General features: G+C 72.3%; 26 protein-coding genes. 19 read left to right on the top strand and 7 right to left on the bottom strand.

Annotation, left to right across the window (positions count from 1 at the left end):
* Positions 1 to 61 precede the first annotated feature (61 nt).
* Positions 62 to 1,390 (bottom strand): DUF2252 domain-containing protein, encoded by a 1,329-nt coding sequence (locus ACFW6P_RS09030; protein ID WP_386353624.1) that lies wholly within the window; start codon positions 1,388 to 1,390, stop codon positions 62 to 64.
* 268 nt (positions 1,391 to 1,658) lie between these two features.
* Here ACFW6P_RS09030 and dnaE point away from each other — a divergent pair, with 268 nt between their 5' ends.
* Positions 1,659 to 5,198: a DNA polymerase III subunit alpha gene (dnaE, locus tag ACFW6P_RS09025; RefSeq protein ID WP_386353626.1), complete on the top strand. Its 3,540-nt coding sequence runs from the start codon at positions 1,659 to 1,661 to the stop codon at positions 5,196 to 5,198.
* Between the two features lie 104 nt (positions 5,199 to 5,302).
* Here dnaE and ACFW6P_RS09020 read toward each other — a convergent pair whose 3' ends face one another.
* Positions 5,303 to 5,467 carry a hypothetical protein gene (locus tag ACFW6P_RS09020; RefSeq protein ID WP_386353628.1) on the bottom strand — a complete coding sequence of 55 codons (165 nt, stop codon included), beginning with the start codon at positions 5,465 to 5,467 and terminating at the stop codon, positions 5,303 to 5,305.
* A gap of 221 nt (positions 5,468 to 5,688) precedes the next feature.
* Between ACFW6P_RS09020 and ACFW6P_RS09015 the strand changes: the two genes are divergently transcribed.
* The 4 genes from ACFW6P_RS09015 (at position 5,689) to ACFW6P_RS09000 (ending at position 9,660) form a co-directional block, all read left to right on the top strand.
* Positions 5,689 to 6,891, top strand: coding sequence for an NYN domain-containing protein (locus ACFW6P_RS09015; protein ID WP_386353630.1), 1,203 nt, complete (start codon positions 5,689 to 5,691; stop codon positions 6,889 to 6,891).
* A gap of 122 nt (positions 6,892 to 7,013) precedes the next feature.
* Positions 7,014 to 7,988, top strand: a complete 975-nt coding sequence (locus ACFW6P_RS09010; RefSeq protein ID WP_386353741.1) for an ABC transporter ATP-binding protein — start codon at positions 7,014 to 7,016, stop codon at positions 7,986 to 7,988.
* Positions 7,989 to 8,080: 92 nt separating this feature from the next.
* Entirely contained in the window at positions 8,081 to 8,902 is an 822-nt protein-coding gene (locus ACFW6P_RS09005; protein ID WP_386353632.1) for an ABC transporter permease, read from the top strand.
* Between the two features lie 56 nt (positions 8,903 to 8,958).
* Positions 8,959 to 9,660, top strand: coding sequence for an AAA family ATPase (locus ACFW6P_RS09000; RefSeq protein WP_386353634.1), 702 nt, complete (start codon positions 8,959 to 8,961; stop codon positions 9,658 to 9,660).
* Between the two features lie 33 nt (positions 9,661 to 9,693).
* Here ACFW6P_RS09000 and ybaK read toward each other — a convergent pair whose 3' ends face one another.
* The 4 genes from ybaK to ACFW6P_RS08980 form a co-directional block, all read right to left on the bottom strand.
* On the bottom strand, positions 9,694 to 10,194 hold the full coding sequence (gene ybaK, locus ACFW6P_RS08995; RefSeq protein WP_386353636.1) for a Cys-tRNA(Pro) deacylase: 501 nt from the start codon (positions 10,192 to 10,194) through the stop codon (positions 9,694 to 9,696).
* 8 nt (positions 10,195 to 10,202) lie between these two features.
* Positions 10,203 to 10,943: an LON peptidase substrate-binding domain-containing protein gene (locus ACFW6P_RS08990; protein WP_386423270.1), complete on the bottom strand. Its 741-nt coding sequence runs from the start codon at positions 10,941 to 10,943 to the stop codon at positions 10,203 to 10,205.
* 11 nt (positions 10,944 to 10,954) lie between these two features.
* Positions 10,955 to 11,989: a hypothetical protein gene (locus tag ACFW6P_RS08985; RefSeq protein ID WP_386353640.1), complete on the bottom strand. Its 1,035-nt coding sequence runs from the start codon at positions 11,987 to 11,989 to the stop codon at positions 10,955 to 10,957.
* Positions 11,990 to 12,110: 121 nt separating this feature from the next.
* On the bottom strand, positions 12,111 to 13,688 hold the full coding sequence (locus ACFW6P_RS08980; RefSeq protein WP_386423268.1) for an oxidoreductase: 1,578 nt from the start codon (positions 13,686 to 13,688) through the stop codon (positions 12,111 to 12,113).
* Between the two features lie 177 nt (positions 13,689 to 13,865).
* On the opposite strand from ACFW6P_RS08980, the gene hisD reads away from it, so the two are divergent.
* Genes hisD through hisF form a run of 8 tightly spaced genes read left to right on the top strand, consistent with a single transcriptional unit; the run spans position 13,866 to position 19,561 of the window.
* Complete coding sequence (gene hisD / locus ACFW6P_RS08975; protein ID WP_386353644.1) at positions 13,866 to 15,191, top strand: histidinol dehydrogenase; 1,326 nt, start codon at positions 13,866 to 13,868, stop codon at positions 15,189 to 15,191.
* Positions 15,188 to 16,294, top strand: coding sequence for a histidinol-phosphate transaminase (locus tag ACFW6P_RS08970; RefSeq protein WP_386353646.1), 1,107 nt, complete (start codon positions 15,188 to 15,190; stop codon positions 16,292 to 16,294). The genes hisD and ACFW6P_RS08970 overlap by 4 nt, the downstream gene beginning before the upstream one ends.
* Complete coding sequence (gene hisB, locus ACFW6P_RS08965; protein WP_030248649.1) at positions 16,291 to 16,884, top strand: imidazoleglycerol-phosphate dehydratase HisB; 594 nt, start codon at positions 16,291 to 16,293, stop codon at positions 16,882 to 16,884. The genes ACFW6P_RS08970 and hisB overlap by 4 nt, the downstream gene beginning before the upstream one ends.
* The gene (locus tag ACFW6P_RS08960) at positions 16,881 to 17,045 is read left to right on the top strand and encodes a hypothetical protein (RefSeq protein WP_386353648.1); all 165 of its coding nucleotides are present in this window, start codon (positions 16,881 to 16,883) and stop codon (positions 17,043 to 17,045) included. The genes hisB and ACFW6P_RS08960 overlap by 4 nt, the downstream gene beginning before the upstream one ends.
* A complete protein-coding gene (hisH, locus tag ACFW6P_RS08955; protein ID WP_386353650.1) occupies positions 17,042 to 17,686 on the top strand; it encodes an imidazole glycerol phosphate synthase subunit HisH in 645 nt (214 codons plus the stop codon). The genes ACFW6P_RS08960 and hisH overlap by 4 nt, the downstream gene beginning before the upstream one ends.
* Complete coding sequence (gene priA / locus ACFW6P_RS08950; protein WP_386353652.1) at positions 17,683 to 18,408, top strand: bifunctional 1-(5-phosphoribosyl)-5-((5-phosphoribosylamino)methylideneamino)imidazole-4-carboxamide isomerase/phosphoribosylanthranilate isomerase PriA; 726 nt, start codon at positions 17,683 to 17,685, stop codon at positions 18,406 to 18,408. Before hisH ends, priA begins: the two co-directional genes overlap by 4 nt.
* On the top strand, positions 18,405 to 18,809 hold the full coding sequence (locus ACFW6P_RS08945) for a RidA family protein (protein WP_386353654.1): 405 nt from the start codon (positions 18,405 to 18,407) through the stop codon (positions 18,807 to 18,809). Before priA ends, ACFW6P_RS08945 begins: the two co-directional genes overlap by 4 nt.
* The gene (gene hisF, locus ACFW6P_RS08940; protein ID WP_386353656.1) at positions 18,806 to 19,561 is read left to right on the top strand and encodes an imidazole glycerol phosphate synthase subunit HisF; all 756 of its coding nucleotides are present in this window, start codon (positions 18,806 to 18,808) and stop codon (positions 19,559 to 19,561) included. Before ACFW6P_RS08945 ends, hisF begins: the two co-directional genes overlap by 4 nt.
* 47 nt (positions 19,562 to 19,608) lie before the next feature.
* Here the strand turns inward: hisF and ACFW6P_RS08935 are convergent, their stop codons facing one another.
* A complete protein-coding gene (locus ACFW6P_RS08935) occupies positions 19,609 to 20,244 on the bottom strand; it encodes a TIGR03085 family metal-binding protein (RefSeq protein WP_386353658.1) in 636 nt (211 codons plus the stop codon).
* Positions 20,245 to 20,365: 121 nt separating this feature from the next.
* Here ACFW6P_RS08935 and hisI point away from each other — a divergent pair, with 121 nt between their 5' ends.
* The 6 genes from hisI (at position 20,366) to trpC (ending at position 24,756) form a co-directional block, all read left to right on the top strand.
* The gene (gene hisI, locus ACFW6P_RS08930) at positions 20,366 to 20,758 is read left to right on the top strand and encodes a phosphoribosyl-AMP cyclohydrolase (protein WP_386353660.1); all 393 of its coding nucleotides are present in this window, start codon (positions 20,366 to 20,368) and stop codon (positions 20,756 to 20,758) included.
* 11 nt (positions 20,759 to 20,769) lie between these two features.
* A complete protein-coding gene (locus ACFW6P_RS08925; RefSeq protein WP_386353662.1) occupies positions 20,770 to 22,251 on the top strand; it encodes an anthranilate synthase component I in 1,482 nt (493 codons plus the stop codon).
* 41 nt (positions 22,252 to 22,292) lie between these two features.
* A complete protein-coding gene (locus tag ACFW6P_RS08920; RefSeq protein ID WP_386353664.1) occupies positions 22,293 to 22,934 on the top strand; it encodes a TIGR02234 family membrane protein in 642 nt (213 codons plus the stop codon).
* Positions 22,935 to 23,041: 107 nt separating this feature from the next.
* A complete protein-coding gene (locus ACFW6P_RS08915; RefSeq protein WP_386353666.1) occupies positions 23,042 to 23,293 on the top strand; it encodes an HGxxPAAW family protein in 252 nt (83 codons plus the stop codon).
* 79 nt (positions 23,294 to 23,372) lie between these two features.
* Positions 23,373 to 23,807, top strand: a complete 435-nt coding sequence (locus ACFW6P_RS08910) for a DUF2752 domain-containing protein (protein WP_386353668.1) — start codon at positions 23,373 to 23,375, stop codon at positions 23,805 to 23,807.
* Between the two features lie 139 nt (positions 23,808 to 23,946).
* Positions 23,947 to 24,756, top strand: a complete 810-nt coding sequence (gene trpC, locus ACFW6P_RS08905) for an indole-3-glycerol phosphate synthase TrpC (protein WP_386353670.1) — start codon at positions 23,947 to 23,949, stop codon at positions 24,754 to 24,756.
* The last annotated feature ends 10 nt before the right edge of the window (positions 24,757 to 24,766 follow it).

The raw sequence follows: 24,766 nt of genomic DNA, 5'->3' as shown, positions 1-24,766 counted from the left end.
AAGAGTCTGTCATGCGGTCCCGTAAGGGAGCCCTAAAGGATGCCTGTGCGAGCCGCTTCCGTCACAGACCCGGAATCCTGCCGTTGCGGAACAGGTCCACGAAGGTCTGGTGATCCGCACGCGCCCGTGCGCCGTAGGCGTGTGCGAAGTCGATCAGCAGCGGTGCGAAGCCCTCCTCGTCGGCGGCGATCGCCGCGTCGATGGCCCGCTCCGTGGAGAACGGCACCAGCGACTCGCCGGACTGGTCGTCGGCGGCCGAGTGCATCGTGGCCGTCGCCCGGCCGAGGTCGGCCACCACCTGGGCGATCTCCTCCGCGTCGTCGATGTCGCCCCAGTCGAGGTCCACCGCGTACGGCGAGACCTCCGCCACCAGCTGGCCCGAGCCGTCCAGCTCGGTCCAGCCCAGCCACGGGTCGGCGTGCTGCTGCAGGGCCCGCTGCGAGATCACCGTGCGGTGGCCCTCGTGCTGGAAGTAGTCGCGGATCGCCTGGTCGGTGACGTGCCGGGAGACGGCCGGGGTCTGGGCCTGCTTGATGTAGATCACCACGTCGTTCTCGAGCGCGTCGGTGTGGCCCTCCAGCAGGATGTTGTACGACGGCAGGCCGGCCGAGCCGATGCCGATCCCGCGCCGGCCGACGACGTCCTTGACGCGGTAGGAGTCCGGGCGGGACAGAGACGCCTCCGGCAGGGTCTCCAGATAGCCGTCGAAGGCCGCGAGGACCTTGTAGCGGGTGGCAGCGTCCAGCTCGACCGAGCCGCCGCCCGGCGCGAAGCGACGCTCGAAGTCGCGGATCTCCGTCATCGAGTCCAGCAGCCCGAACCGGGTCAGCGAGCGGGCGTCCCGCAGCGCGTCCAGCAGCGGGCCCTGCGCCGTGTCCAGGGTGAACGGCGGCACCTCGTCGCTCTTGGCCCCCGTCGCCAGGGCGTGGATCCGCTCGCGGTAGGCGAGCGCGTAGGTCCGCACCAGCTCGCTGATCTGCTCGTCGCCGAGCGCCTTGGCGTACCCGATCAGCGCGATGGACGCGGCGAAGCGCTGCAGGTCCCAGGTGAAGGGGCCGACGTAGGCCTCGTCGAAGTCGTTGACGTTGAAGATCAGGCGGCCGTTGGCGTCCATGTACGTGCCGAAGTTCTCCGCGTGCAGGTCGCCGTGGATCCACACGCGCGAGGTGCGCTCGTCCAGGTACGGGCCGCTGAGCACGCCCCCGCGCTCCATGTCGTGGTAGAAGAGGCACGCGGTGCCCCGGTAGAAGGCGAAGGCCGAGGCCGCCATCTTCCGGAACTTCACGCGGAACGCGGCCGGGTCGGCGGCCAGCAGTTCGCCGAAGGCGGTGTCGAAGACGGCGAGGATCTCCTCGCCGCGGTGCTCGTCGTCGAGCTGCGGGAACGACATCGCTGGGTGCCTCCTGGTACGTGCTTTTCGGGGCGGCGGGTCCGCCACCGGACCAACGTGCGAGGGTTCACGCGAGTGCCCGCGACCCTCCCCCGAAGGTACGTGGGTCAGCCCCCGGAGTGTCGGTGCCGAGGCATAGACTTCGACGCTGTCCCCCCAGACTGCCCTCAGCCTGTCGGACCCCGCTCGCCCTGCGCGCACCCGTCACCCGACGACCACCCCTGAACGAGGCGCTTCGCGCCGCAGATACGCCCCTGGAGGCCGCCGCATGTCGAAGCCGCCGTTCACGCACCTGCACGTCCACACCCAGTACTCGCTGCTGGACGGTGCCGCGCGGCTGAAGGACATGTTCAACGCCTGCAACGAGATGGGCATGACGCACATCGCCATGTCCGACCACGGCAACCTCCACGGCGCGTACGACTTCTTCCAATCCGCGCAGAAGGCCGGGGTCACCCCGATCATCGGGATCGAGGCGTATGTCGCGCCCGAGTCGCGCCGCAACAAGCGCAAGATCCAGTGGGGCCAGCCGCACCAGAAGCGGGACGACGTCTCCGGTTCCGGTGGTTACACCCACAAGACGATGTGGGCGGTGAACAAGACCGGCCTGCACAACCTCTTCCGGCTGTCCTCCGACGCCTACGCGGAGGGCTGGCTGCAGAAGTGGCCCCGGATGGACAAGGAGACCATCTCCCAGTGGTCCGAGGGCATCGTCGCCTCCACCGGCTGCCCCTCCGGCGAGGTCCAGACGCGGCTGCGCCTCGGCCAGGAGGACGAGGCCCTCAAGGCCGCCGCCGACTACCAGGACATCTTCGGCAAGGACCGCTACTTCCTGGAGCTGATGGACCACGGCATCGAGATCGAGCACCGGGTCCGCAAAGGCCTGCTGGAGATCGGCAGGAAGCTCGGCATCCCCCCGCTGGTCACGAACGACTCGCACTACACGTACGCCCACGAGGCGGGGGCCCACGACGCGCTGCTGTGCATCCAGACCGGCAAGAACCTCTCGGACCCCGACCGCTTCAGGTTCGACGGCACCGGCTACTACCTGAAGTCCACGGACGAGATGTACGCCATCGACTCCTCGGACGCCTGGCAGGAGGGCTGCGCCAACACGCGGCTGATCGCCGAGATGGTCGACACCACGGACATGTTCCAGAAGCGCGACCTCATGCCGAAGTTCGACATCCCGGAGGGGTACACGGAGGTCAGCTGGTTCCGCGAGGAGACCATGCGGGGCATGCACCGCCGCTTTCCGGACGGCATTCCGGACGACCGCATGAAGCAGGTCGAGTACGAGATGGACACCATCATCTCGATGGGCTTCCCGGGCTACTTCCTCGTGGTCGCCGACTTCATCATGTGGGCCAAGAAGCAGGGCATCGCGGTCGGCCCCGGCCGAGGCTCCGCGGCCGGCTCGATCGTCGCCTACGCCCTCGGCATCACCGACCTCGACCCCATCCCGCACGGCCTGATCTTCGAGCGGTTCCTCAACCCCGAGCGCATCTCCATGCCCGACGTCGACATCGACTTCGACGAGCGCCGGCGCGTCGAGGTGATCCGCTACGTGACGGAGAAGTACGGCGCCGACAAGGTCGCCATGATCGGCACGTACGGCACCATCAAGGCCAAGAACGCGATCAAGGACTCCGCGCGCGTGCTGGGCTACCCGTACGCGATGGGCGACCGCCTCACCAAGGCCATGCCCGCCGACGTCCTCGGCAAGGGCATCAACCTCGACGGCATCACCAACCCCGAGCACCCCCGCTACTCGGAGGCGGGCGAGATCCGGGCGATGTACGAGAACGAGCCGGACGTGAAGAAGGTCATCGACACCGCCAAGGGCGTCGAGGGCCTGGTCCGGCAGATGGGCGTGCACGCCGCCGGCGTGATCATGTCCAGCGAGACCATCACCGACCACGTCCCGGTCTGGGTCCGGCACACCGACGGCGTGACCATCACGCAGTGGGACTACCCGAGCTGTGAGTCGCTCGGCCTGCTGAAGATGGACTTCCTGGGCCTGCGCAACCTCACGATCATGGACGACGCCGTCAAGATGGTGAAGTCCAACAAGGGGATCGACATCGATCTCCTCAGCCTCCCGCTCGACGACCCCACGACCTTCGAACTGCTCCAGCGCGGCGACACGCTCGGCGTCTTCCAGTTCGACGGCGGCCCCATGCGCTCCCTGCTCCGGCTGATGAAGCCGGACAACTTCGAGGACATCTCCGCCGTCTCGGCCCTGTACCGCCCGGGCCCGATGGGCATGAACTCCCACACGAACTACGCGCTGCGCAAGAACGGCCAGCAGGAGATCACGCCCATCCACCCCGAGCTGGAGGCGCCGCTCAAGGAGGTCCTGGACGTCACCTACGGCCTGATCGTCTACCAGGAGCAGGTGCAGAAGGCCGCCCAGATCATCGCCGGCTACTCGCTCGGCGAGGCCGACATCCTGCGCCGTGTGATGGGCAAGAAGAAGCCCGAGGAGCTGGCGAAGAACTTCACCATCTTCCAGGCCGGCGCCCGCAAGAACGGCTACAGCGACGAGGCGATCCAGGGGCTGTGGGACGTGCTGGTCCCCTTCGCCGGCTACGCCTTCAACAAGGCGCACTCCGCCGCCTACGGCCTCGTCTCGTACTGGACGGCCTACCTCAAGGCCAACCACCCCGCCGAGTACATGGCCGCGCTGCTGACGTCCGTGAAGGACGACAAGGACAAGTCGGCCGTCTACCTCAACGAGTGCCGCCGCATGGGCATCAAGGTGCTCCCGCCGAACGTCAACGAGTCGATGTCCAACTTCGCGGCCCAGGGCGACGACGTGATCCTCTTCGGCCTCTCCGCCGTGCGCAACGTCGGCACCAACGTGGTCGAGTCGATCATCCGGTGCCGCAAGGCCAAGGGGAAGTACACGTCCTTCCCGGACTACCTCGACAAGGTGGAGGCGGTGGTCTGCAACAAGCGCACCACCGAGTCGCTGATCAAGGCCGGCGCCTTCGACTCCATGGGCCACACCCGCAAGGGCCTCACCGCCCAGTACGAGCCGATGATCGACAACGTGGTCGCGGTCAAGCGCAAGGAGGCCGAGGGGCAGTTCGACCTCTTCGGCGGCATGGGCGAGGCCGAGACCAGCGAGCCGGGCTTCGGGCTCGACGTGGAGTTCCCCACCGACGAGTGGGACAAGACCTATCTGCTCGCCCAGGAGCGGGAGATGCTCGGTCTGTACGTCTCCGACCACCCGCTGTTCGGCCTGGAGCACATCCTGTCCGACAAGGCCGACGCCGGAATCTCCCAGCTGACCGGGGGCGAGCACGCCGACGGCGCGGTCGTCACCATCGGCGGCATCATCTCGGGCCTGCAGCGCAAGATGACCAAGCAGGGCAACGCCTGGGCCATCGCCACCGTCGAGGACCTCGCGGGCTCGATCGAGTGCATGTTCTTCCCCGCGACGTACCAGCTCGTCTCGACCCAACTCGTCGAGGACGCCGTGGTGTTCGTCAAGGGCCGCCTCGACAAGCGCGAGGACGTGCCGCGGCTCGTCGCGATGGAGCTGATGGTCCCCGACCTGTCCAACGCGGGCGCCAACGCGCCCGTGGTCCTCACCATCCCGGCCACCCGGGTCACCCCGCCCCTGGTCAGCCGCCTCGGCGAGGTGCTCAGCCACCACAAGGGCGACAGCGAGGTCCGGATCAGGCTCCAGGGGCCGACCAAGACGACCGTGCTGCGCCTGGACCGGCACCGGGTCAAGCCCGACCCGGCGCTCTTCGGGGACCTGAAGGTGCTGCTCGGCCCGTCCTGCCTGGCGGGGTGAGACGGGGCCGCACAGGTCTCTCGACGCGCGTGAGGGGCGTACCCGGTACCTGGGTACGCCCCTCACCGCGTGTGCGTGGGCCTCGACGACCCGCGGCACAGACGTCAGTTGTGGCCGAAGCTGCGCTTCCGCTTGCGGGTCGCCACGTCACCGGGGGTCATCTCGACCTCGGCCTGGGGCTCCGTCTCCGCCGCGGGGTGGCGGTCCGCCCGCTGGCCGCGCTCGGTGGGACGCTGCTGCTTACGGTCACGGTTCTTGTTCTTGGCCATGGTGATGCCTCCTGTGGGGGATCTAGGGGCCAGGGCCGGGACCAGATTCACACAGCCCGACAACGATCGCATGTCGGGCAATTACCCTGCGTGACGGGGGAGTCGGAGCGGGGCGCGGCGAAACGCCACGCCGAAGATCGAGTTCCGGCCGTTAACCTCCGCGCCGTCGGGCAGACTCGAAGCAAGCCCGAAACAAACCTCCCGGGAAGAGGGTGAGTCGCGTGGACCGCTGCATCGTCCTGGTGGACGCCGGGTATCTGCTGGGAGCCGCGGCGAGTCTCCTCGCCGGGGAGCCTTCGCGGTCCCGCATCACCGTCGACCACACAGCCCTCATCCAGGGGTTGCGCGAGCGAGCCGAGTCCGACACGCAGCAGCCCCTGCTGCGCATCTACTGGTTCGACGGCGCGCCCGACCGCGTCCCGCAGCCCGAGCACCGCCGACTGCGCGTGATGCCCCGGGTCACCGTCCGGCTCGGCGCCCTGACCCGCAGCGACGGCCGCTGGGCGCAGAAGGGCGTGGACGCCGCCATGCACGCCGAGCTCACGGAACTGGCCCGCAACCGCGCCTGCTCCGACGTCGTCCTCGTCACCGGCGACGGCGATCTGCTGCCCGGCATGATGGCCGCCAAGGAGCACGGCGTCGCCGTCCACCTGTGGGCCGTCCAGGCCGCCGACGGCGACTACAACCAGTCCGAGGACCTGGTCGCCGAGGCCGACGAGCGACGCGTCCTGGACCGCGCGTGGATCACCAAGGCCGTCCGCGCCAAGGAGTTCACCGGTGTGTGCGCCCCGCAGTCCGCGCCCCGGCCCGAGATCGCCGCGATCCTCTCCGCGCCGCTGCCCGACTCCGCCCCCGCCGAACGGCCCGCCCCGCAGCCCCCGCACCCGGTGCCCGCCCCCGGGCAGAACGGCACCGCGGACCGGGTGCCCGCGCCCAAAGGGGTCCCCACGCCCAAAGACCTGGCCGCCCTGCGCGCCCCCGGCCCCCAGCCCGCCCAGCCCCCCGCCTCCGCCACCCTGCGCTGGTCCTCCGACAAGGGCTGGGTCGACCGGCCCGCGGCCGAGCCCCCCGAGGCCGCCTCGATGCCGACGCTCGCCCAGCTGACCACCGCCGAGCAGCGCTGGGCCGACCGCGAGGAGGACATCACCACGGTCGGCGGCGACCCCTTCGAGGTGGGGCAGGTCTTCGCACGGCGCTGGGTCGAACGCCTCGGCGACCAGACCCACCTGCAGAAACTCTCCGGGATGTACCCGCGCATCCCGCACCGCGTCGACGGCGAGCTGCTGCGCTACGCCGCCCGCTTCGGCCTGCTCGCCCACAAGGACGACCAGATCGACGAGCGGGACCGTTACGCCATCCGGGCCGGCTTCTGGAAGGAGATCGGCGTCCGTACGGGCGTGGAGCACGCGCCCGTCGGCGACTGAGGACGCCGCCGGCGGATTCCCGTCGTGCACCGCCCCGGGAGCGGACCGGGGCGGTCGACCCCGTAGGCTCGTTCCTTGTGAGTGAGCACGCGGCACAGGCATGTCGGCACGACGGTGACGTCGTGTGCGCGGTGCGCGGGCTGACCAAGACCTATCCGGCGGTACGGGGCCGGCGCGGCACCCCCGCGGCACCCGAGACCCGGGCCACGGACGAGGTGACGCTGGACATCCGCCGCGGCGAGATCTTCGGCCTGCTCGGGCCGAACGGCGCCGGCAAGTCCACCCTCGTACGGCAGCTCACCGGGCTGATGCGGCCCGACCGCGGCAGCGTGGAGATCCTCGGGCACGACATCGTGCGCCACCCCGAGCGGGCCGCGCGCATCCTGGCCTACCTGGGGCAGGAGTCGACCGCCCTCGACGAACTGACCGTGTCGCTCGCCGCCGAGACCACCGGGCGGCTGCGCGGCCTGGACGTACGGCGGGCGCGGGCCGAGCGGGACGAGGTCCTCGAGGAGCTCGGGCTCACGCCGCTCGCCGGACGGCCGCTGAAGAAGCTCTCCGGGGGCCAGCGGCGCCTGGCGTGCTTCGCCGCGGCGCTCGTGGGGGAGCGGCCGCTGCTCGTGCTCGACGAGCCGACCACCGGCATGGACCCCGTGGCCCGGCGGGCGGTGTGGTCCGCCGTCGACCGGCGGCGGGCCGAGCGCGCGACGACCGTGCTGCTCGTCACCCACAACGTCATCGAGGCGGAGACCGTGCTGGACCGGGTGGCCGTCCTCGACCGGGGCCGGGTGATCGCCTGCGACACGCCCGGCGGGCTGAAGGAGCGGGTCGCGGGCGAGGTGCGGGTGGAGCTGATGTGGCGTGACGCGGCGCCCCTGCACGTGCCGGAGGTGGCCGTGCTGCGGGACCGGGCCGTGGAGTCGGGCCGCCGCTGGACGCTCCGGCTCGGGCCCGAGGAGGCCCGGGCGGTGGTGGCCACCGTGACCGGAGGGGCCGCCTTCGCCGCCCTTGACGACTTCACGCTGGCCACGCCGAGCCTGGAGGACGTCTACCTCGCGCTGGGCGGCGTCGTGCGGCAAGGGCTGGTGAAGGCGTGAGGGACACCGGTGCCCTGAGTACGCCGGCCGCCGCGTCCGTATCGAACGGGGCGACCGCCGCAGAGAACCGAGCCAAGGGGGAGCAGCGCGACGTGAGTGTCGTACCCGCCGATGTCCTGCCGGGCGGTGCCCTGGCCGCGGAGGGGACCGCCCCGGGCGCGGCCGAGCTCGGCCCCCGGGCGCGGTTGTGGCCGTCGCTGGCGGCCGTGTACCGGGCGCAGCTGTCCCGGGCCCGGGTCGCCCGCATCCCGCTGCTGTTCGTGGCGACCTTCCAGTCGATCGGGATCATGGTCCTGATGCGCGGGGTCGTGGACGACGGGGCCGAGGCACAGGCGGTCGTCGCGGGATCGTCCGTCCTGGTGGTCGCCTTCGTCGCGCTGAACCTGCTCGCCCAGTACTTCGGGCAGCTGCGGGCCAGCGGCGGACTCGACCACTACGCGACCCTTCCGGTGCCGCCCGCCGCGGTGGTGCTGGGCGCGGCGGGCGCGTACGCGTCCTTCACCGTGCCGGGGACGATCGTGACGGCGGTCTTCGGGTGCGTGCTGTTCGGGCTGCCGCTGGCCCATCTGTGGATCCTGCTGGCCGTGATCCCGCTCGCGGGCGCCGCGCTCGCCGGGCTGGGAGCGGCGCTCGGGCTGCTCGCGCCGCGGCCGGAGCTCGCCACGCTGCTCGGGCAGCTGGGCATGTCGGCGGCGCTGCTGCTGGGCGTGCTGCCCGCGGACCGGATGCCCGAGGCCGTGCGCTTCGCGCGGGACCTGCTGCCGTCGACCTACGGCGTGGAGGCCTTCGCGCGCACGTTCGGGCCGCACCCCGACTGGGCCTTCGTGCTCGGTGACCTCGCGGTGTGCGGGGGCGTGGGCCTCGTCTCGCTGGCCGCGGCGACCTGGGCGTACCGCAGGGCGGCCGTCCGGTGAGCGGGGAGGGGTCGTCCGGTGACGCGGCGCACAGGCGCGCCTGGCACGATGGCAGGGTGACCGCTCCATTGACTCCGCCCCCGCCACCGCACGGACGTTCCGCACAGGGCTCGTGGCAGCATCCGGCCGCGGGGTCCGCGGCGCCCGGGTCCCCGCACGCCGGGTACGCCGACCGGGACGGGAACGGCTGGTACGGACAGGACGGGCCCGGGATGAGGACGGAAGTGCGCGAGGCGGGCCTGCTCGCCCTGGCCGTGGCGCTCGCGGGGGTGCTGCTCGGCGTGCTGTGGTGGTGGCTCGCGCCGCACGTGCCGCTGGTCGGCGACGTGACGAACGGGAAGTGGGTCGTCTACCTCAAGGACACCGAGGGCGAGCAGGCCGTGGGCGTGGACGGAACGTTCACCCTGCTCGGCCTGGGCTTCGGCGCGGTGAGCGCGCTGGTCGTCTTCCTGCTGCGGCGGCGCGGCGGGGTGCCGCTGGTGGCCGGGCTGGCCGTCGGGGGACTGCTCGGGGCGCTGCTCGCCTGGCGGGTCGGGGTGTGGCTCGGACCCGCCGAGGACGTGATCGCACAGGCGCGTGAGGTCGGCCGGGGCGTGACGTTCTCCGCTCCGCTGAAGCTGGGGGCGAAGGGGGCGCTGCTGGCCTGGCCGCTCGCCGCGCTCGTGCTGCACCTGGGGCTCACCGCGCTGTTCGGGCCCCGCGACCCCGAGCCGGAGTTCCCGGGCGGGCCGTACCAGGGGCCGTCCGCGGCGCGGTAGCCCCCGGTTCGAGGGCTCCGCGAGGCCGGGCGGCTACCCGGGGCGGCCGATCGGGGCCAGGACCGCGTCCGTCAGCTCCCGCAGGACGTCCGGAGCCAGCTCCACCTCCAGGCCCCTGCGCCCCGCCGACACGCAGATCGTCGCGTGCCCCGACGCCGAGGCGTCGAGGACCGTCGGCAGCTTCCTGCGCTGGCCCAGCGGGGAGATGCCGCCCCGGACGTATCCGGTCGTGCGCTCCGCGAGGGCCGGGTCGGCCATCGTGGCCCGCTTGCCGCCCACCGCCGCGGCCAGGGCCTTCAGGTCCAGCTGGCCCGCCACCGGGACCACCGCGACGGTCAGCGCGCCGTCGACGTCCGCGACCAGGGTCTTGAAGACGCGGTCCGGCGAGACGCCCATCGCCTCGGCGGCCTCCTCGCCGTAGGAGGGGTGCGAGGGGTCGTGGTCGTAGGCGTGGACCGTGTACGCCGCTCCGGCCGCCGTCAGGGCCACCGTCGCGGGCGTGCCACCCTGCTGCTTCTTGGACTTCTTCGCCATGGATCCGCTCAGTTGAGGCTCGTCGGGCCGCGCGTCAGGTCCGACGACGGCAACGACGGCAGACTACGGATGATCGCCGTCTCGGAGCGAAGGAGTTTCAGCTCGTCCCGCAGGCGGGAGGCGGTGTCGGGGGCCTGGAGCAGGCGCTGCTTGGTCGGGGTGTCCAGCATCATCGCCGCCGCGACGAGGTACGACACCACGCCCGGCTCGTCCGGCAGGTCCGCGCCGGACGTCAGGGAGCGTTCCCGGGCCCCCGCCAGGCGCTTCTGGTACTGGCGGAAGGACCGCAGCACCCCGTCCGCGAGAGGGGCCGCCTCGTCGCCCGGTTCCTCCGCCAGCGGCTCCAGTTCGGCCGTCAGGAACGGACCGGATGACTCCACCGACAGCAGCCTCACCCGGGTGGTGCCCGTCGCCAGCACCTCGAAGGAGCCGTCGGTGCGCTCCCGGACGGTCGCCGCGTCCGCGATGCAGCCGATCTTGTGGAACGCCTTGGCCGGGTCCGTGCCGAAGCCGGCCGCGGGCCCTTTCTCGGGCACGGCTGTCGGGTCGGGCAGGCCGGGCAGGCTGGGGGCCACCTCGTGGCCGTCGCGGATCGCCACGACGGCGAACCGGCGCGATGCGTCCTCGGGCGTCTTCAGCAGCTCGCGCATCATGGCGCGGTACCGCTCCTCGAAGACGTTGAGCGGGAGCACGAGCCCCGGGAACAGCACCGAGTTCAGGGGGAAGAGGGGGAGCCGGACGGTGGTCACGACGCAAAAGCCTAATGGTCGCCGGTGCGGTCCCGTCCGCCCCGTTCACCTGGTGGATGCCGGGAGGGGTCCCCGGCCGCCGCGGCCCGGACCCGATCGCGTACGTCCAGGAAGTGCCCGAGCGGGTCGTCCGACACCTGGTCCCAGGGGAACGAGGTGGCGTACGGGCCGTTCAGCCGCAGCTGCTCCCGGGCGTCCTCCCAGCGCTCCAGGCGCACCAGCACGAAGAGCAGCAGGTTGCGCATCCGGGCGGGCCAGGGGTCGGCCGCCGGGAGACGGGGGGAGAGGGCGATCGCCCGGTCGACGGCCGCTTCCAGCCGGACGCGCGGCACCTCGGGACCGCAGCCGTCGGTGAGGTAGCCGAAGGCCGCCCGCAGGGGCAGGGCCTGGACGAGTGCGCCGGCGGGCGCGTCCTGCGCCGCCCGGTCGGCGAAGTCGAAGCACTCGTGGTGGGAGCCGTGCCAGGACGCGGCCAGGTAGCGCAGGGCCGCCACGTGGCAGCCGTGGTGGTGCGGGGCCCGGCGCACCGCCGCCGCCCACAGTTCCTCGACGTACGTGTGCCCGGCCCGCGCGCCCCGGGCATGGTCGAGCGCGAGCCGCCAGGGCACCGGGTCGCGCTGGTCGCCCCGGGCCGCCGCCGTGATCAGCGGGCTCACTTCGCGCAGCAGCTCGGCCCGGGCCGGTGACCGCCAGGCGCGGTCCACTGCCAGCTGGGCGCCCACCAGCAGCGCGTCCGGATCCCGCGGGGCGGTGGCGAGCCAGGCGTCCAGCCACTCGGGCCGCGAGCGGGCGAAGGCGGCCAGCCGGGTCACGTACCGGTCGCGGCGTTCCCACTCGGCGGCCGCGCGTGTGGCGAGGAGCAGCGCAGCGGACGGGCCGTGATCGCCCCTGGCAGCGGCGACCAGCGCCGGGCTCAGCCGCGCGTCGGGCGCGTCGAGCAGCACCTCGTCGTCGGTGCCGGGGTCCCTGGGGGCGGGGTGGGGGGCGGTCCTCGTCGTCCGGCTCGCGCGGAGGAACGGCAGCTGCATGGCCATGGTGCCGACCATTGAAAGTCCGCTGGTCACAGCGGCGCCAGATCGTTCCGGGAACTCGCGGAAAGTTGTACGCCGGTCGTCCAAGAGAGAGCAAAGACAGGAAAGTCCGGCAACTGCGGTCACGTGGGCACCATCAGTTGCGCCGCAGCAGCCGGGTGGCCCCCGCCGCCACCGTCGTGGCCAGGACCCAGCCCAGCAGGATCAGCGCCGAGGCCAGCCACTGCCAGCCCCCGCGCAACTGCCAGAAGCCCACCTGCCCCAGGTCGATGACCGGCAGCAGCAGGTCGAGGGTGAAGAGCGCCGGGTTCCACTCGGGGTGCTCGCCCTGCTTCATCGGCGGATGGCCGGCCTGCGCGAAGGCGAGCGTGCCCGCCGCCCACAGCACCGCCATCCACACCGTGGCCCGGCCCGGCCGGTACCCGTAGGCGACCGTCCAGTCCTGCGCGTAGCCCCACAGCTTGGCGGCGAGCGGCAGGCTCTCGCGGTGCCGGCGCTGCTTGGCGAGCAGCACCTCGCGGGCCGCCTCGTCCTCCCCGCCGGCCCGCAGCACGGCCGCCAGCCGTTCGTACGGCTCCGGGTTGTACTCGGCGGTCGCCGCCGCCACCCAGTCCAGCCGTTCGTCCAGCGGGAACGGCCCGCGGGGCACCAGGTTCTCGTAGGTGAAACCTCCCATGTGCAGCCGCCCCGGACCGGGCCAGGCGTCCGCCCGGTCCATCAGGTTCACGACCTTCGCCCCCGACAGCACCACCCGTCCGCGGGCCGGCCGCTCCCCGAGGAAGCGCAGCTCCGGGGTCTGCATCCGGCGCAGCGACAGCTCCTGCTCGTCCGTCAGGGTGAACCGGGCCAGCTCGAGGTCGACGGCGTCGCCGAACCGGCCGTCGTCCAGGCGGATCCCGCCCTCGCACTCGAACCGCCGGATCCGCGTCCCCTCGGCCGGGGTCATGCCGCTCACCGCCTGGGCGCCGACCCCCGCCGGCGTCAGGTACAGGCTGCGCTCGACTGTCAGCTGCGGGGCGTTCAGCGCGAGCCGGGCGAAGGGATGGGCCAGCCGCGCCCCGCGCAGGCTCAGCGACACGCCGATGGTCGCGGCCCGCAGGCTGAGCTCGCCGCGCGACTCCAGCAGCTCCGCCTGGAGGTCCTGACCGACGGTCAGGCCGTCCGCCGCCAGCGACCGGCCGCTGCGGTCGCCGTGCACGACGGCCTGGTTGAGCATCAGGTCCGTGCCTATCTGCGCGTCCGTCAGCCGGATGCCGCGGTGGAACCGGCAGCGCGGCAGGTGCAGATCACCCTCGGTCTGCAGCCGGGCCGCCTCCAGCCGCGGAACCGAGCAGTCCACCAGCCGTACGGTCGTGAAGCGGGCCTCCGGCAGCAGCACGTCCTGCTCGAAACGGCACTGACGCATCTCGACGTACGGCGTCACCGTGCCGCCCGCGAGGTCCAGGGAGCCGCTGACCAGCACCCCGGCCAGCTTCAGCGACGACACCCGGCCGGCCAGGGCGGGCGGGCCGTCCAGGAGGAGCCAGCACACGATCCGGGCCCGGACGGTGCGCTCCTCGCCCCAGGGGTGGCCGCCGTGCGGATCGTCCACCAGGGGATCGCCGCTGCTCAGGTCGTACACGGTGCCGTTGCGGAAGGCCTGCCACATACCGGCCTCGGCCGCGGTCAGGTCGTCGGGCACTTCCCCGGCACGCAGGCCGGCCCCCTCGGTCACAGCTCTTCCTTCCTCCCCGGGTACTCGCCGGTTGGTTCCTTCGTACAACCGTTCATGCCCGCTGCGTGACGGGATGAAAGCAGGAAGTGACGGCGATCTGCCGGGCTACGCGACACTCTGTATCAGCCATTGATACGTGCGGACGGCGCGTCACGCGGGTCTGAGAGAATTGAGCACGTGATCTCCCGAATCGATCTGCGCGGCGACGCCCTTCCCGAGGGCCGCACCCTGCGTGACCTGCTGCCCCGAGCCGACTTCGACGTATCGGCCGCCCTGGAGAAGGTGCGTCCCCTCTGCGAGGACGTGCATCATCGGGGCGACGCGGCGCTGATCGACGCCGCGGAGCGGTTCGACGGGGTCCGGCTGGACCAGGTGCGGGTGCCGGCCGCCGCGCTCACCCGCGCGCTGCGGGAGCTCGACCCGGCCGTGCGCGCCGCGCTGGAGGAGTCCATCCGGCGCGCCCGGATCGTCCACCGTGAGCAGCGCCGCGCCACCCACACCACCCAGGTCGTGCCCGGCGGCACCGTGACCGAGAAGTGGGTTCCGGTCGAGCGCGTCGGGCTGTACGCGCCCGGCGGCCGGTCCGTCTACCCGTCCTCCGTGATCATGAACGTGGTGCCCGCGCAGGAGGCCGGCGTCGAGTCCATCGCACTGGCCTCGCCCGCCCAGGCCGACTTCGCCGGACTGCCGCACCCCACGATCCTGGCCGCCTGCGCGCTGCTCGGCGTCGACGAGGTGTACGCCGCCGGCGGCGCCTCGGCCGTCGCGATGTTCGCCCACGGCACCGAGTCCTGCCCGCCCGCCGACATGGTCACCGGCCCCGGCAACATCTGGGTCGCCGCCGCCAAGCGCTACTTCACCGGCAGGATCGGCATCGACTCCGAGGCAGGCCCGACCGAGATCGCGATCCTGGCCGACGGCACGGCCGACCCGGTGCACGTCGCCTCCGACCTGATCAGCCAGGCCGAGCACGACCCGCTGGCCGCCGCCGTCCTGGTCACCGACTCCGAGGACCTCGCGCAGGCCGTGGAGAAGGAGCTGCAGCCGCAGGTCGCGGCGAGCAAGCACGTCGACGACCGGATCGTCCCGGCCCTGTCCGGCAAGCAGTCCGCGATCGTCCTGGTCGACGGCGTCGAGGAGGGCCTCAGGGTGGTCGACGCCTACGGCGCCGAGCACCTGGAGATCCAGACGGCCGACGCCGTCGCCGTGGCCGACCGCGTCAGGAACGCGGGCGCGATCTTCATCGGCCCCTGGGCCCCGGTCTCCCTCGGCGACTACGCGGCCGGCTCCAACCACGTCCTGCCCACCGGCGGCTGCGCCTGCCACTCCTCCGGCCTGTCCGTCCAGTCCTTCCTGCGCGGCATCCACATCGTCGACTACACCAAGGACGCGCTGGCCGAGGTCGCGCACCACGTGGTCACGCTGGCCGAGGCGGAGGACCTGCCCGCGCACGGCGCGGCGATCAAGGCACGGTTCGACTGGAAGGTTCCCCAGGGCAAGTGACAGGCATCGACGATCTCCCCGTACGGGACGAGCTGCGCGGCAAGTCCCCGTACGGCGCACCGCAGCTGGACGTTCCCGTACGGCTGAACACCAACGAGAACCCCTACCCGCTGCCCGAGCCCCTGGTGGAGCGCATCGCCGAGCGGGTCCGCGAGGCGGCCCGCACCCTCAACCGCTACCCCGACCGGGACGCCGTCGAGCTGCGCACCAGGCTCGCCGAGTACCTGACGACCACGACCGGGTACGAGGTCGGACCCGCCGGCGTCTGGGCCGCCAACGGCTCCAACGAGGTCATCCAGCAGCTGCTGCAGACCTTCGGCGGGCCGGGCCGCACCGCGATCGGCTTCGAGCCGTCGTACTCGATGCACGGCCTCATCGCCCGCGGCACGGGCACGGGCTGGATCTCCGGCCCCCGGGGCGACGACTTCACCATCGACCTCGCGGCGGCCGAGAAGGCCGTAGCCGGGCACCGGCCGGACGTCGTCTTCATCACCACCCCCAACAACCCCACCGGCAACACGGTCCCGCGGGAGACGGTCCTCGCGCTGTACGAGGCCGCGCAGGCGGCCAAGCCGTCGATGGTGATCGTCGACGAGGCCTACATCGAGTTCAGCCACGGCGACTCGCTGCTGCCGCTGCTCGAGGGGCGCCCCCACCTCGTCGTCTCCCGCACGATGTCGAAGGCGTTCGGCGCGGCGGGCCTGCGCCTGGGCTACCTCGCCGCGGACCCGGCCGTCGTCGACGCCGTCCAGCTGGTCCGGCTGCCGTACCACCTGTCGGCCGTCACCCAGGCGACCGCCCTGGCCGCGCTGGAGCACACCGACACCCTGCTCGGCTACGTCGAGCAGCTCAAGGCCGAGCGGGACCGCCTGGTCACCGAGCTGCGCGCGACCGGCCTCGAGGTCGTCGAGTCCGACGCCAACTTCGTGCAGTTCGGCCGGTTCGAGGACGCGCACACGGCCTGGCGGAAGATCCTCGACCGGGGCGTCCTGGTCCGGGACAACGGCATCCCCGGGTGGCTGCGGGTGTCCGCCGGCACCCCCGAAGAGAACGACGCGTTCCTCGACGCGGTACGTGCACTGAAGAAGGAGCAGAGTTCATGAGCCGCACCGGACGCGTGGAGCGGACGACCAAGGAGACCACGGTCCTCGTCGAGATAGACCTCGACGGCACGGGCAAGACGGAGATCTCCACCGGCGTCGGCTTCTACGACCACATGCTCGACCAGCTCGGCCGGCACGGTCTGTTCGACCTGACCGTGAAGACCGAGGGCGATCTGCACATCGACTCCCACCACACCATCGAGGACACCGCCCTCGCCCTCGGCGCCGCCTTCAAGCAGGCCCTCGGCGACAAGGTCGGCATCTACCGCTTCGGCAACTGCACGGTCCCGCTGGACGAGTCGCTCGCCCAGGTCACCGTCGACCTGTCGGGCCGCCCCTACCTCGTGCACACCGAGCCCGAGAAGATGGCGCCGATGATCGGCGAGTACGACACCACCATGACGCGGCACATCCTGGAGTCCTTCGTGGCCCAGGCGCAGATCGCGCTGCACGTGCACGTGCCCTACGGGCGCAACGCGCACCACATCGTGGAGTGCCAGTTCAAGGCACTGGCCCGGGCCCTGCGCTACGCCTCCGAGCGCGACCCGCGCGCGGCCGGCATCCTCCCGTCCACGAAGGGCGCGCTGTGAACGGCATCTCGACCCTGCTGATCGTCGTCGGCCTGTTCCTCGTCGGCGGCATCTACTCCTTCGTGAAGCAGCAGATGCCCAAGGGACTGATCGTGCTGCTGTCGATCGGCGCCGCGATGTGCCTGACGGCCGGTGTCCTGAGGCTGGAGGTGTGGAATTGAGCGCCCCCCGCAAGAGCGTGGTCGTCTTCGACTACGGCTTCGGCAACGTCCGTTCCGCCGAGCGCGCCCTCGCCCGCGCCGGTGCGGACGTCGAGATCACCCGTGACTACGACAGGGCCATGAACGCCGACGGGCTGCTCGTGCCCGGCGTCGGCGCCTTCGCCTCGTGCATGGCGGGCCTGCGTGAGGCGCGCGGCGACTGGATCGTGGACCGCCGGCTCTCCGGCGGGCGCCCGGTCATGGGCATCTGCGTCGGCATGCAGATCCTCTTCGCGCGCGGCATCGAGCACGGCGTGGAGACCGAGGGCCTCGACGAGTGGCCCGGCTCGGTCGAGCCGCTCCAGGCCGAGGTCGTCCCCCACATGGGCTGGAACACCGTGGAGGCGGCGCCCGGTTCACGCCTGTTCGCCGGCCTCGACGCGGACGCGCGCTTCTACTTCGTGCACTCCTACGCCGTCCACGACTGGTCGCTGGAGACGCACAACCCCGCGATGGAGGCCCCCAAGGTCACCTGGTCCACCCACGGCAAGCCGTTCGTCGCCGCCGTCGAGAACGGCGCCCTGTGGGCCACGCAGTTCCACCCCGAGAAGTCCGGCGACGCCGGAGCCCAGCTCCTCACCAACTGGATCGGAACACTGTGAGCAAGCTCGAACTCCTCCCCGCCGTCGACGTCCGCGACGGCCAGGCCGTTCGCCTGGTGCACGGCGAGTCCGGCACCGAGACGTCCTACGGCTCCCCGCTGGAGGCGGCCCTGGCCTGGCAGCGCTCCGGCGCCGAGTGGCTGCACCTGGTCGACCTGGACGCCGCGTTCGGCACCGGGGACAACCGCGAGCTGATCGCCGAGGTCGCCAGGGCGATGGACATCAAGGTCGAGTTGTCCGGCGGCATCCGCGACGACGACACCCTCGCCGCCGCCCTCGCCACCGGCTGCCGGCGCGTCAACCTGGGCACCGCCGCCCTGGAGACCCCGGAGTGGGTCGCCAAGGTCATCGCCGAGCACGGCGACAGGATCGCGGTGGGCCTGGACGTCCGCGGCACCACCCTGCGCGGCCGCGGCTGGACCCGCGACGGCGGCGACCTCTACGAGACGCTGGAGCGGCTCGACAAGGAGGGCTGCGCCCGCTACGTCGTCACCGACATCGCCAAGGACGGCACGCTCCAGGGCCCCAACCTGGAGCTGCTGAAGAACGTCTGCGCGGCCACCGACCGCCCGGTCGTGGCATCCGGCGGCGTCTCCTCGCTGGACGACCTGCGCGCCCTCGCCGGCCTCGTCCCGCTCGGTGTCGAGGGCGCGATCGTAGGGAAGGCGCTCTACGCGAAGGCGTTCACCCTGGAAGAAGCCTTGGAGGCTGTGTCGTCATGACGTCCGAAGCCGTGCGGCGAGTGCAGAGCGGAAGTCCCTGGGAAGAGTCCTTCGGTTTCGCGCGTGCCGTGGCGGCGGGCGACACCGTGCTGGTGGCGGGCACCACGTCCTTCAAGGGCAGCGTGCTGTACGGGGAGGGTGACCCGTACGAGCAGGCGAAGGTGGCCTTCAGCAGCGCGTTCGAGGCGATCGCCGAGTTCGGGCTCGGCGTCGGGTCGGTGGTCCGCACGCGGGTGCACCTGGCGCACGCGCGTGACCTCGAAGAGGTGGGCCGCGCCCACAAGGAGCTGTTCGACACCGTGCGCCCGGCCGCGACCTTCCTGGTCGTGGACGGTTTCATCGACCCGCGCGTACTGGTGTCCGTGGAGATGGAAGCATTCAGAGGAGCCGTGGATTCATGACCCTGGCGGTCCGAGTCATCCCCTGCCTGGACGTGGACAACGGCCGGGTCGTCAAGGGCGTCAACTTCCAGAACCTGCGCGACGCGGGCGACCCCGTCGAGATGGCCAAGGTGTACGACGCCGAGGGCGCCGACGAGTTGACGTTCCTGGACATCACCGCCTCGTCGGGCGACCGCGAGACCACCTACGACGTGGTGCGCCGCACGGCCGAGCAGGTGTTCATCCCGCTCACGGTCGGCGGCGGCGTCCGCGCCGCCGAGGACGTCGACAAGCTGCTGCGGGCCGGAGCGGACAAGGTCGGCGTCAACACCGCCGCGATCGCCCGCCCCGAGCTGATCCGCGAGATCGCCGAGCGCTTCGGCCGCCAGGTCCTGGTCCTGTCGGTCGACGCCCGCCGCACCGACTCGGGCTCGTTCGAGGTGACCACGCACGGCGGCCGCCGCGGCACCGGCATCGACGCCGTCGAATGGGCCCACCGGGCGGCCGAACTGGGCGCGGGCGAGATCCTGCTCAACTCGATGGACGCGGACGGCACCAAGGACGGCTACGACCTGGAGATGATCCGGGCCGTCCGCAAGCACGTCACGGTCCCGGTCATCGCCTCCGGCGGCGCCGGCAAGCTGGCGGACTTCCCCCCGGCCGTCGAGGCGGGCGCGGACGCGGTCCTGGCCGCGTCGGTCTTCCACTTCGGGGACCTGCGCATCGGCGAGGTCAAGCAGACCCTGCGCGAGGCGGGCCACCCGGTGCGGTGACGCCCCTCGCGTGAGAGCCCCGGCCGGGTGACGCGGCCGGGGCCTTCTCAGATCCCCAGCTGCTTCGACTCGTGCAGCTTCGCGATCGCCTCCTCGTCGCCGGAGAGGTCGACCTTGGAGGCGCTCTGGCGGCCGTAGGAGAACAGGACCAGTTCGGAGGGTTCGCCCGTCACGGTGACGACGGGGGTGCCGCGGTGGGCGACGACCGTCTGGCCGTCGGGGCGGCGCAGGACCAGGCCCGTGGGGACGCCGCGGCCGATCAGGCGGGCCGTGCGTTCCAGACGGGACCACAGGGCGTCCTGGAAGACCGGGTCGAGCTCGCGCGGGGACCAGTCGGGCTGGGCGCGGCGGACGTCCTCCGTGTGGACGTAGAACTCGATGATGTTCGACGCCTCGTCGACCGGCTTGAGCGAGAAGGGGGAGAAGCGCGGAGGGCCGGTACGGATCAGCTGGATCAGCTCCTCGTACGGCTTGTCCGCGTACTCCGCCATCACCCGGTCCAGGCGTGGCGCGAGCTGCTTGATCAGTATGCCGCCGGCGGCGTCGGGGCGGCGCTCGCGGACCACCACGTGCGCGGCCAGGTCCCGGGTGGACCAGCCCTCGCACAGGGTGGGCGCGTCCGGGCCCGCGGTCTCCAACAGGTCGGCGAGAAGAAGTCGTTCACGCTTGGCATGGGTCGACATGCCGCCAGCCTACGGCCGCCCCGCCGGTCCGCCCAGCGGACGTGCCGTCCCCCGCCGCCCCGCGGGTCCGCCCCGTGGACGCGTACCGGGCCTGCCGGTGCCGCGCGGCACAATGGTCGTCATGACCAGCACGTCCCCCCGGCCCAGCCGCCTCGCCCCGGAGATCGCCGCCCGCCTCAGGCGCAGCGCCGACGGCCTCCTGCCCGCCATCGCCCAGCAGTACGACACCAAAGAGGTGCTCATGCTCGGCTGGATGGACGACGAGGCGCTGCACCGCACCCTGACCACCGGCCGCTGCACCTACTGGTCCCGCAGCCGCCAGGAGTACTGGGTCAAGGGCGACACCTCCGGCCACGTCCAGCGGGTGAGGTCCGTCGCGCTGGACTGCGACGCCGACACGATCCTGGTCACCGTCGACCAGGTCGGCGCCGCCTGCCACACCGGCGCCCGCACCTGCTTCGACGAGGACGTGCTCCTCGCGGACGGCTCCGGCACCCCCGCCACGGATCAGTGAGGTCAGCCGCCATGGACCTCGAGACGTTCCGCAAGCTCGCCACCGACCGGCGGGTCATCCCGGTCACCCGCAAGCTCCTCGCCGACGGCGACACGCCGGTCGCGCTCTACCGCAAGCTCGCCGCCGAACGCCCCGGCACCTTCCTGCTGGAGTCCGCGGAGAACGGCCGCTCCTGGTCCCGGTACTCGTTCGTCGGCGTCCGCAGCGCCGCCACGCTGACCGAGCGCGACGGGCAGGCCCACTGGCTCGGCGCCCCGCCCGTCGGCGTCCCCGCCGACGGCGACCCGCTCGCCGCGCTCCGCGCCACCATCGAGGCCCTGCACACCCCCCACCAGGAGGGCATGCCGCCCTTCACCGGCGGCATGGTCGGCTACCTCGGCTACGACATCGTCCGCCGCCTGGAGAGGATCGGCCCCGGCGAGCGCGACGACCTGAGGCTGCCCGAGCTGACCATGCTCCTCACCAGCGACCTCGCCGTCATGGACCACTGGGAGGGCTCGGTCCTGCTGATCGCCAACGCGATCAACCACAACGACCTGGAGACCGGCGTCGACGAGGCGCACGCCGACGCCGTCGCCCGCCTCGACGCCATGCAGGCGGACCTGACCCGGCCCGTCGCCCAGCCCCCCGCCGTGCTCCCGCCCTCCGAGCTGCCCGGGTACACCGCGCTGTGGGGCGGCCCCGACTTCCAGGAGGCCGTCGAGGACATCAAGGAGCGCATCCGCGCGGGCGAGGCCTTCCAGGTCGTCCCCTCCCAGCGCTTCGAGACGCCCTGCACCGCGAGCGCGCTGGACGTCTACCGGGTCCTCAGGGCGACCAACCCGTCGCCGTACATGTACCTGTTCCGCTTCGACGGCTTCGACATCGTCGGCTCCTCGCCCGAGGCCCTGGTCAAGGTCGAGGACGGCCGGGCGATGGTCCACCCCATCGCCGGCACCCGCCGGCGCGGCGCCACCCCGCAGGAGGACCAGGCCCTCGCCGACGAACTGCTCGCCGACCCCAAGGAACGCGCCGAGCACCTCATGCTCGTCGACCTCGGCCGCAACGACCTGGGGCGGGTCTGCGAGCCCGGCTCGGTCGAGGTCGTCGACTTCATGTCCATCGAGCGGTACTCGCACGTGATGCACATCGTCTCGACGGTGACCGGCCGCGTGGCCGCGGGGCGCTCGGCCTTCGACGTCCTCACCGCCTGCTTCCCCGCCGGCACCCTCTCCGGCGCCCCCAAGCCCCGCGCGATGCAGATCATCGACGAGCTCGAACCGTCCCGGCGCGGCCTGTACGGCGGCTGCGTCGGCTACCTCGACTTCGCGGGCGACTCCGACACCGCCATCGCCATCCGCACGGCCCTGCTGCGCGACGGCACGGCGTACGTGCAGGCCGGTGCGGGCGTCGTCGCCGACTCCGACCCGGTCGCCGAGGACACCGAGTGCCGCAACAAGGCGGCGGCGGTCCTGCGGGCCGTGCACACGGCGAACAGGCTGGGCGAGGCCTGAGACGAACCCCGGGTGACGGTTCGCCCGGGGTTCGGGCGATAGTGGGGTACGTGACTGCCGCACCTCACCCCCGTTCCGAAGCCGCCCGCCCCGCCCGGGCCGGCCGCCTGAGCCTCGCCGCCGCGCTGCTGTGCGGCGCGCTCGGCGCGGCCCTGACCCTGCTCGCCACCCGGCAGCAGTGGTCGGAGGGCACCACGACGGTGGCCGGCGGCTCCTTCCCCCTGACCGCCAGGGGCAGCGACGTCACGGGCGTACCCGCGGCGCTCGCCGTCATGAGCCTCGCCGCGCTCGTCGCCGTCTTCGCCGTCCGCCGCGCCGGCCGCGTCGTCGTGGCCGGGCTGCTGGCGCTCTCCGGCGCGGGCACCGTCACCGCCGCCCTGCTCGGCGCCTCCGACAGCTCCGCGCTCGAGAAGCAGGCCGCCCAGGCCTCCGGCGACACCTCCGCCTCCGTCTCCGCCCTCAGCCACACCGCCTGGCCGTACGTCGCGGTCGCCGGCGGGATCCTGATCCTCCTGGCCGGGCTGCTCGCCCTGCGCTACGGCCGGCTGTGGCCCGCGATGTCCGGCCGCTACGAGCGCGGCGGCACGCCCCGGCCGCGCCGCAAGGTCCCCGCCGCCGACCCCGACCGGCCCGAGGACCTGTGGAAGGCACTCGACCGCGGCGAGGACCCGACCGGCGCCTGAGCCCGGCGGACGCCGGGACGCACCCCCGGTCACCTCACCCGCACGGGTGCGGGACAATGGGCCCGAGCGTCCTGCTCAGACACGCACACAGCAACGAGGAGCAAGCAATGGCGGGCAGCAGCCACGGTCACACCCCGGCCGCCTGGACCGGTGTCATGATCGCCTTCATCGGGTTCTGCGTCGCGGGCGCCTTCATGGTGATGAACCAGCCGGCGGGCTTCTGGGCGGGCATGGTGATCGTGCTGCTCGGTGGTGTCGTCGGAGGCGTCATGCGCATGATGGGCATGGGCCAGCCCAAGGACCTGCACCAGCCGCACCAGCTGACCGGCGACCGGGAGCCGGCGGCCGCCGAGCGCTGATCCCCGGGGACAGCCGTACGAGGGGCGGTCCGCGGCACCGGGGGGTGCCGGGACGCCCCTCGCCCGCGTCCGGGGCACAATGCACACCGTGAACGCCGACAGCCGAACGGTGACGACCAGCCTCCCGGCCCGCCTGGCCGTCCCGGCCGGGGTGCTCGCGGCCACCGCCGCCGCCTTCGCCTACGTGGGCGCCGTGGACCCGAACGAACCCGGCCACTACCCCGCCTGCCCGCTGCTGCTCCACACCGGCCTGTACTGCCCCGGCTGCGGCGGACTGCGCAGCGCGCACGCGTTCGTCCACGGCGACCTCGCGTTGGCCCTGCAGGCCAACGCCCCTGCCGTCCTGGGTTATCTCGCCTTCGCCGTGCTGTGGACCGTATGGGTGGTCCACGCCGTCCGCGGGCGCCCCCTGCGGATCGACCCGCGGCCGGGGCTGGTGTGGAGCCTGGGCGCGTTGCTGCTGGTCTTCTCGGTTGTCCGGAACCTGCCCTTCGGGGGCTGGCTGCACCCTTGATCAAGGCGTGGACGTCCAGGTAATGGGCACGGCGTCAGCCGGATGCGGGGCCTGCGCCCCGCTGCGGATACCATCGCAGTGACCATCGGTTTCCGATCGGTCGCCGCCATCGTCAAGAATCTGGAAGGGGGCCGCTCGCGTGAGTGTGCTCGACGAGATCATCGACGGAGTCCGTGCCGACCTCGCGGAGCGGCAGGCGCGCGTCAGCCTCGACGAGCTCAAGGAGCGCGCGGCGAAGGCTCCCGCGGCCAAGGACGGCGCCGCCGCCCTGCGCGGCGACGGCGTGAAGGTCATCTGCGAGGTCAAACGCTCCAGCCCCTCCAAGGGCGCGCTGGCCGCGATCGCCGACCCGGCCGGCCTCGCCGCGGACTACGAGGCGGGCGGCGCGGCCGTCATCTCCGTCCTCACCGAGCAGCGTCGCTTCGGCGGCTCGCTCGCCGACCTGGAGGCGGTCCGCTCCCGGGTGGACATCCCGGTCCTGCGCAAGGACTTCATCGTCACCTCGTACCAGCTGTGGGAGGCCCGGGCCTACGGCGCCGACCTCGCCCTGCTGATCGTCGCCGCCCTGGACCAGGCCGCGCTGGAGTCGCTCATCGAGCGCGCCGAGTCCATCGGGCTCACCCCCCTGGTCGAGGTGCACGACGAGGACGAGGTGGAGCGCGCGGTCGACGCCGGCGCCCGCGTCATCGGCGTCAACGCCCGCAACCTCAAGACCCTCGAGGTCGACCGCAACACCTTCGAGCGTGTGGCGCCCGAGATCCCCGGCCACATCGTCAGGATCGCCGAGTCCGGCGTCCGCGGCCCGCACGACCTCATCGCGTACGCCAACGCCGGCGCCGACGCCGTCCTGGTCGGCGAGTCCCTCGTCACCGGCAAGGACCCCAAGACGGCGGTGGCCGACCTGGTGGCGGCGGGCGAGCACCCGGCACTCCGGCACGGCCGGAGCTGACCACCCGCTA

This window comes from Streptomyces sp. NPDC058741 (assembly GCF_042746715.1).
Classification (GTDB): Bacteria; Actinomycetota; Actinomycetes; order Streptomycetales; family Streptomycetaceae; genus Streptomyces.
The sequence above is the reverse complement of the archived record's forward strand: the minus strand, read 5'-3'. Positions and strand labels throughout refer to the sequence as shown.

Excerpts from the sequence above, each read along its gene's own strand:
- ACFW6P_RS09030 (WP_386353624.1), bottom strand. The coding sequence starts at position 1,390 with ATGTCGTTCCCGCAGCTCGACGACGAGCACCGCGGCGAGGAGATCCTC.
- dnaE (WP_386353626.1), top strand. The coding sequence starts at position 1,659 with ATGTCGAAGCCGCCGTTCACGCACCTGCACGTCCACACCCAGTACTCG.
- ACFW6P_RS09020 (WP_386353628.1), bottom strand. The coding sequence starts at position 5,467 with ATGGCCAAGAACAAGAACCGTGACCGTAAGCAGCAGCGTCCCACCGAG.
- ybaK (WP_386353636.1), bottom strand. The coding sequence starts at position 10,194 with ATGGCGAAGAAGTCCAAGAAGCAGCAGGGTGGCACGCCCGCGACGGTG.
- ACFW6P_RS08985 (WP_386353640.1), bottom strand. The coding sequence starts at position 11,989 with ATGGTCGGCACCATGGCCATGCAGCTGCCGTTCCTCCGCGCGAGCCGG.
- hisB (WP_030248649.1), top strand. The coding sequence starts at position 16,291 with ATGAGCCGCACCGGACGCGTGGAGCGGACGACCAAGGAGACCACGGTC.
- ACFW6P_RS08945 (WP_386353654.1), top strand. The coding sequence starts at position 18,405 with ATGACGTCCGAAGCCGTGCGGCGAGTGCAGAGCGGAAGTCCCTGGGAA.
- hisF (WP_386353656.1), top strand. The coding sequence starts at position 18,806 with ATGACCCTGGCGGTCCGAGTCATCCCCTGCCTGGACGTGGACAACGGC.
- ACFW6P_RS08935 (WP_386353658.1), bottom strand. The coding sequence starts at position 20,244 with ATGTCGACCCATGCCAAGCGTGAACGACTTCTTCTCGCCGACCTGTTG.
- hisI (WP_386353660.1), top strand. The coding sequence starts at position 20,366 with ATGACCAGCACGTCCCCCCGGCCCAGCCGCCTCGCCCCGGAGATCGCC.
- ACFW6P_RS08925 (WP_386353662.1), top strand. The coding sequence starts at position 20,770 with ATGGACCTCGAGACGTTCCGCAAGCTCGCCACCGACCGGCGGGTCATC.
- ACFW6P_RS08915 (WP_386353666.1), top strand. The coding sequence starts at position 23,042 with ATGGCGGGCAGCAGCCACGGTCACACCCCGGCCGCCTGGACCGGTGTC.
- ACFW6P_RS08910 (WP_386353668.1), top strand. The coding sequence starts at position 23,373 with ATGCACACCGTGAACGCCGACAGCCGAACGGTGACGACCAGCCTCCCG.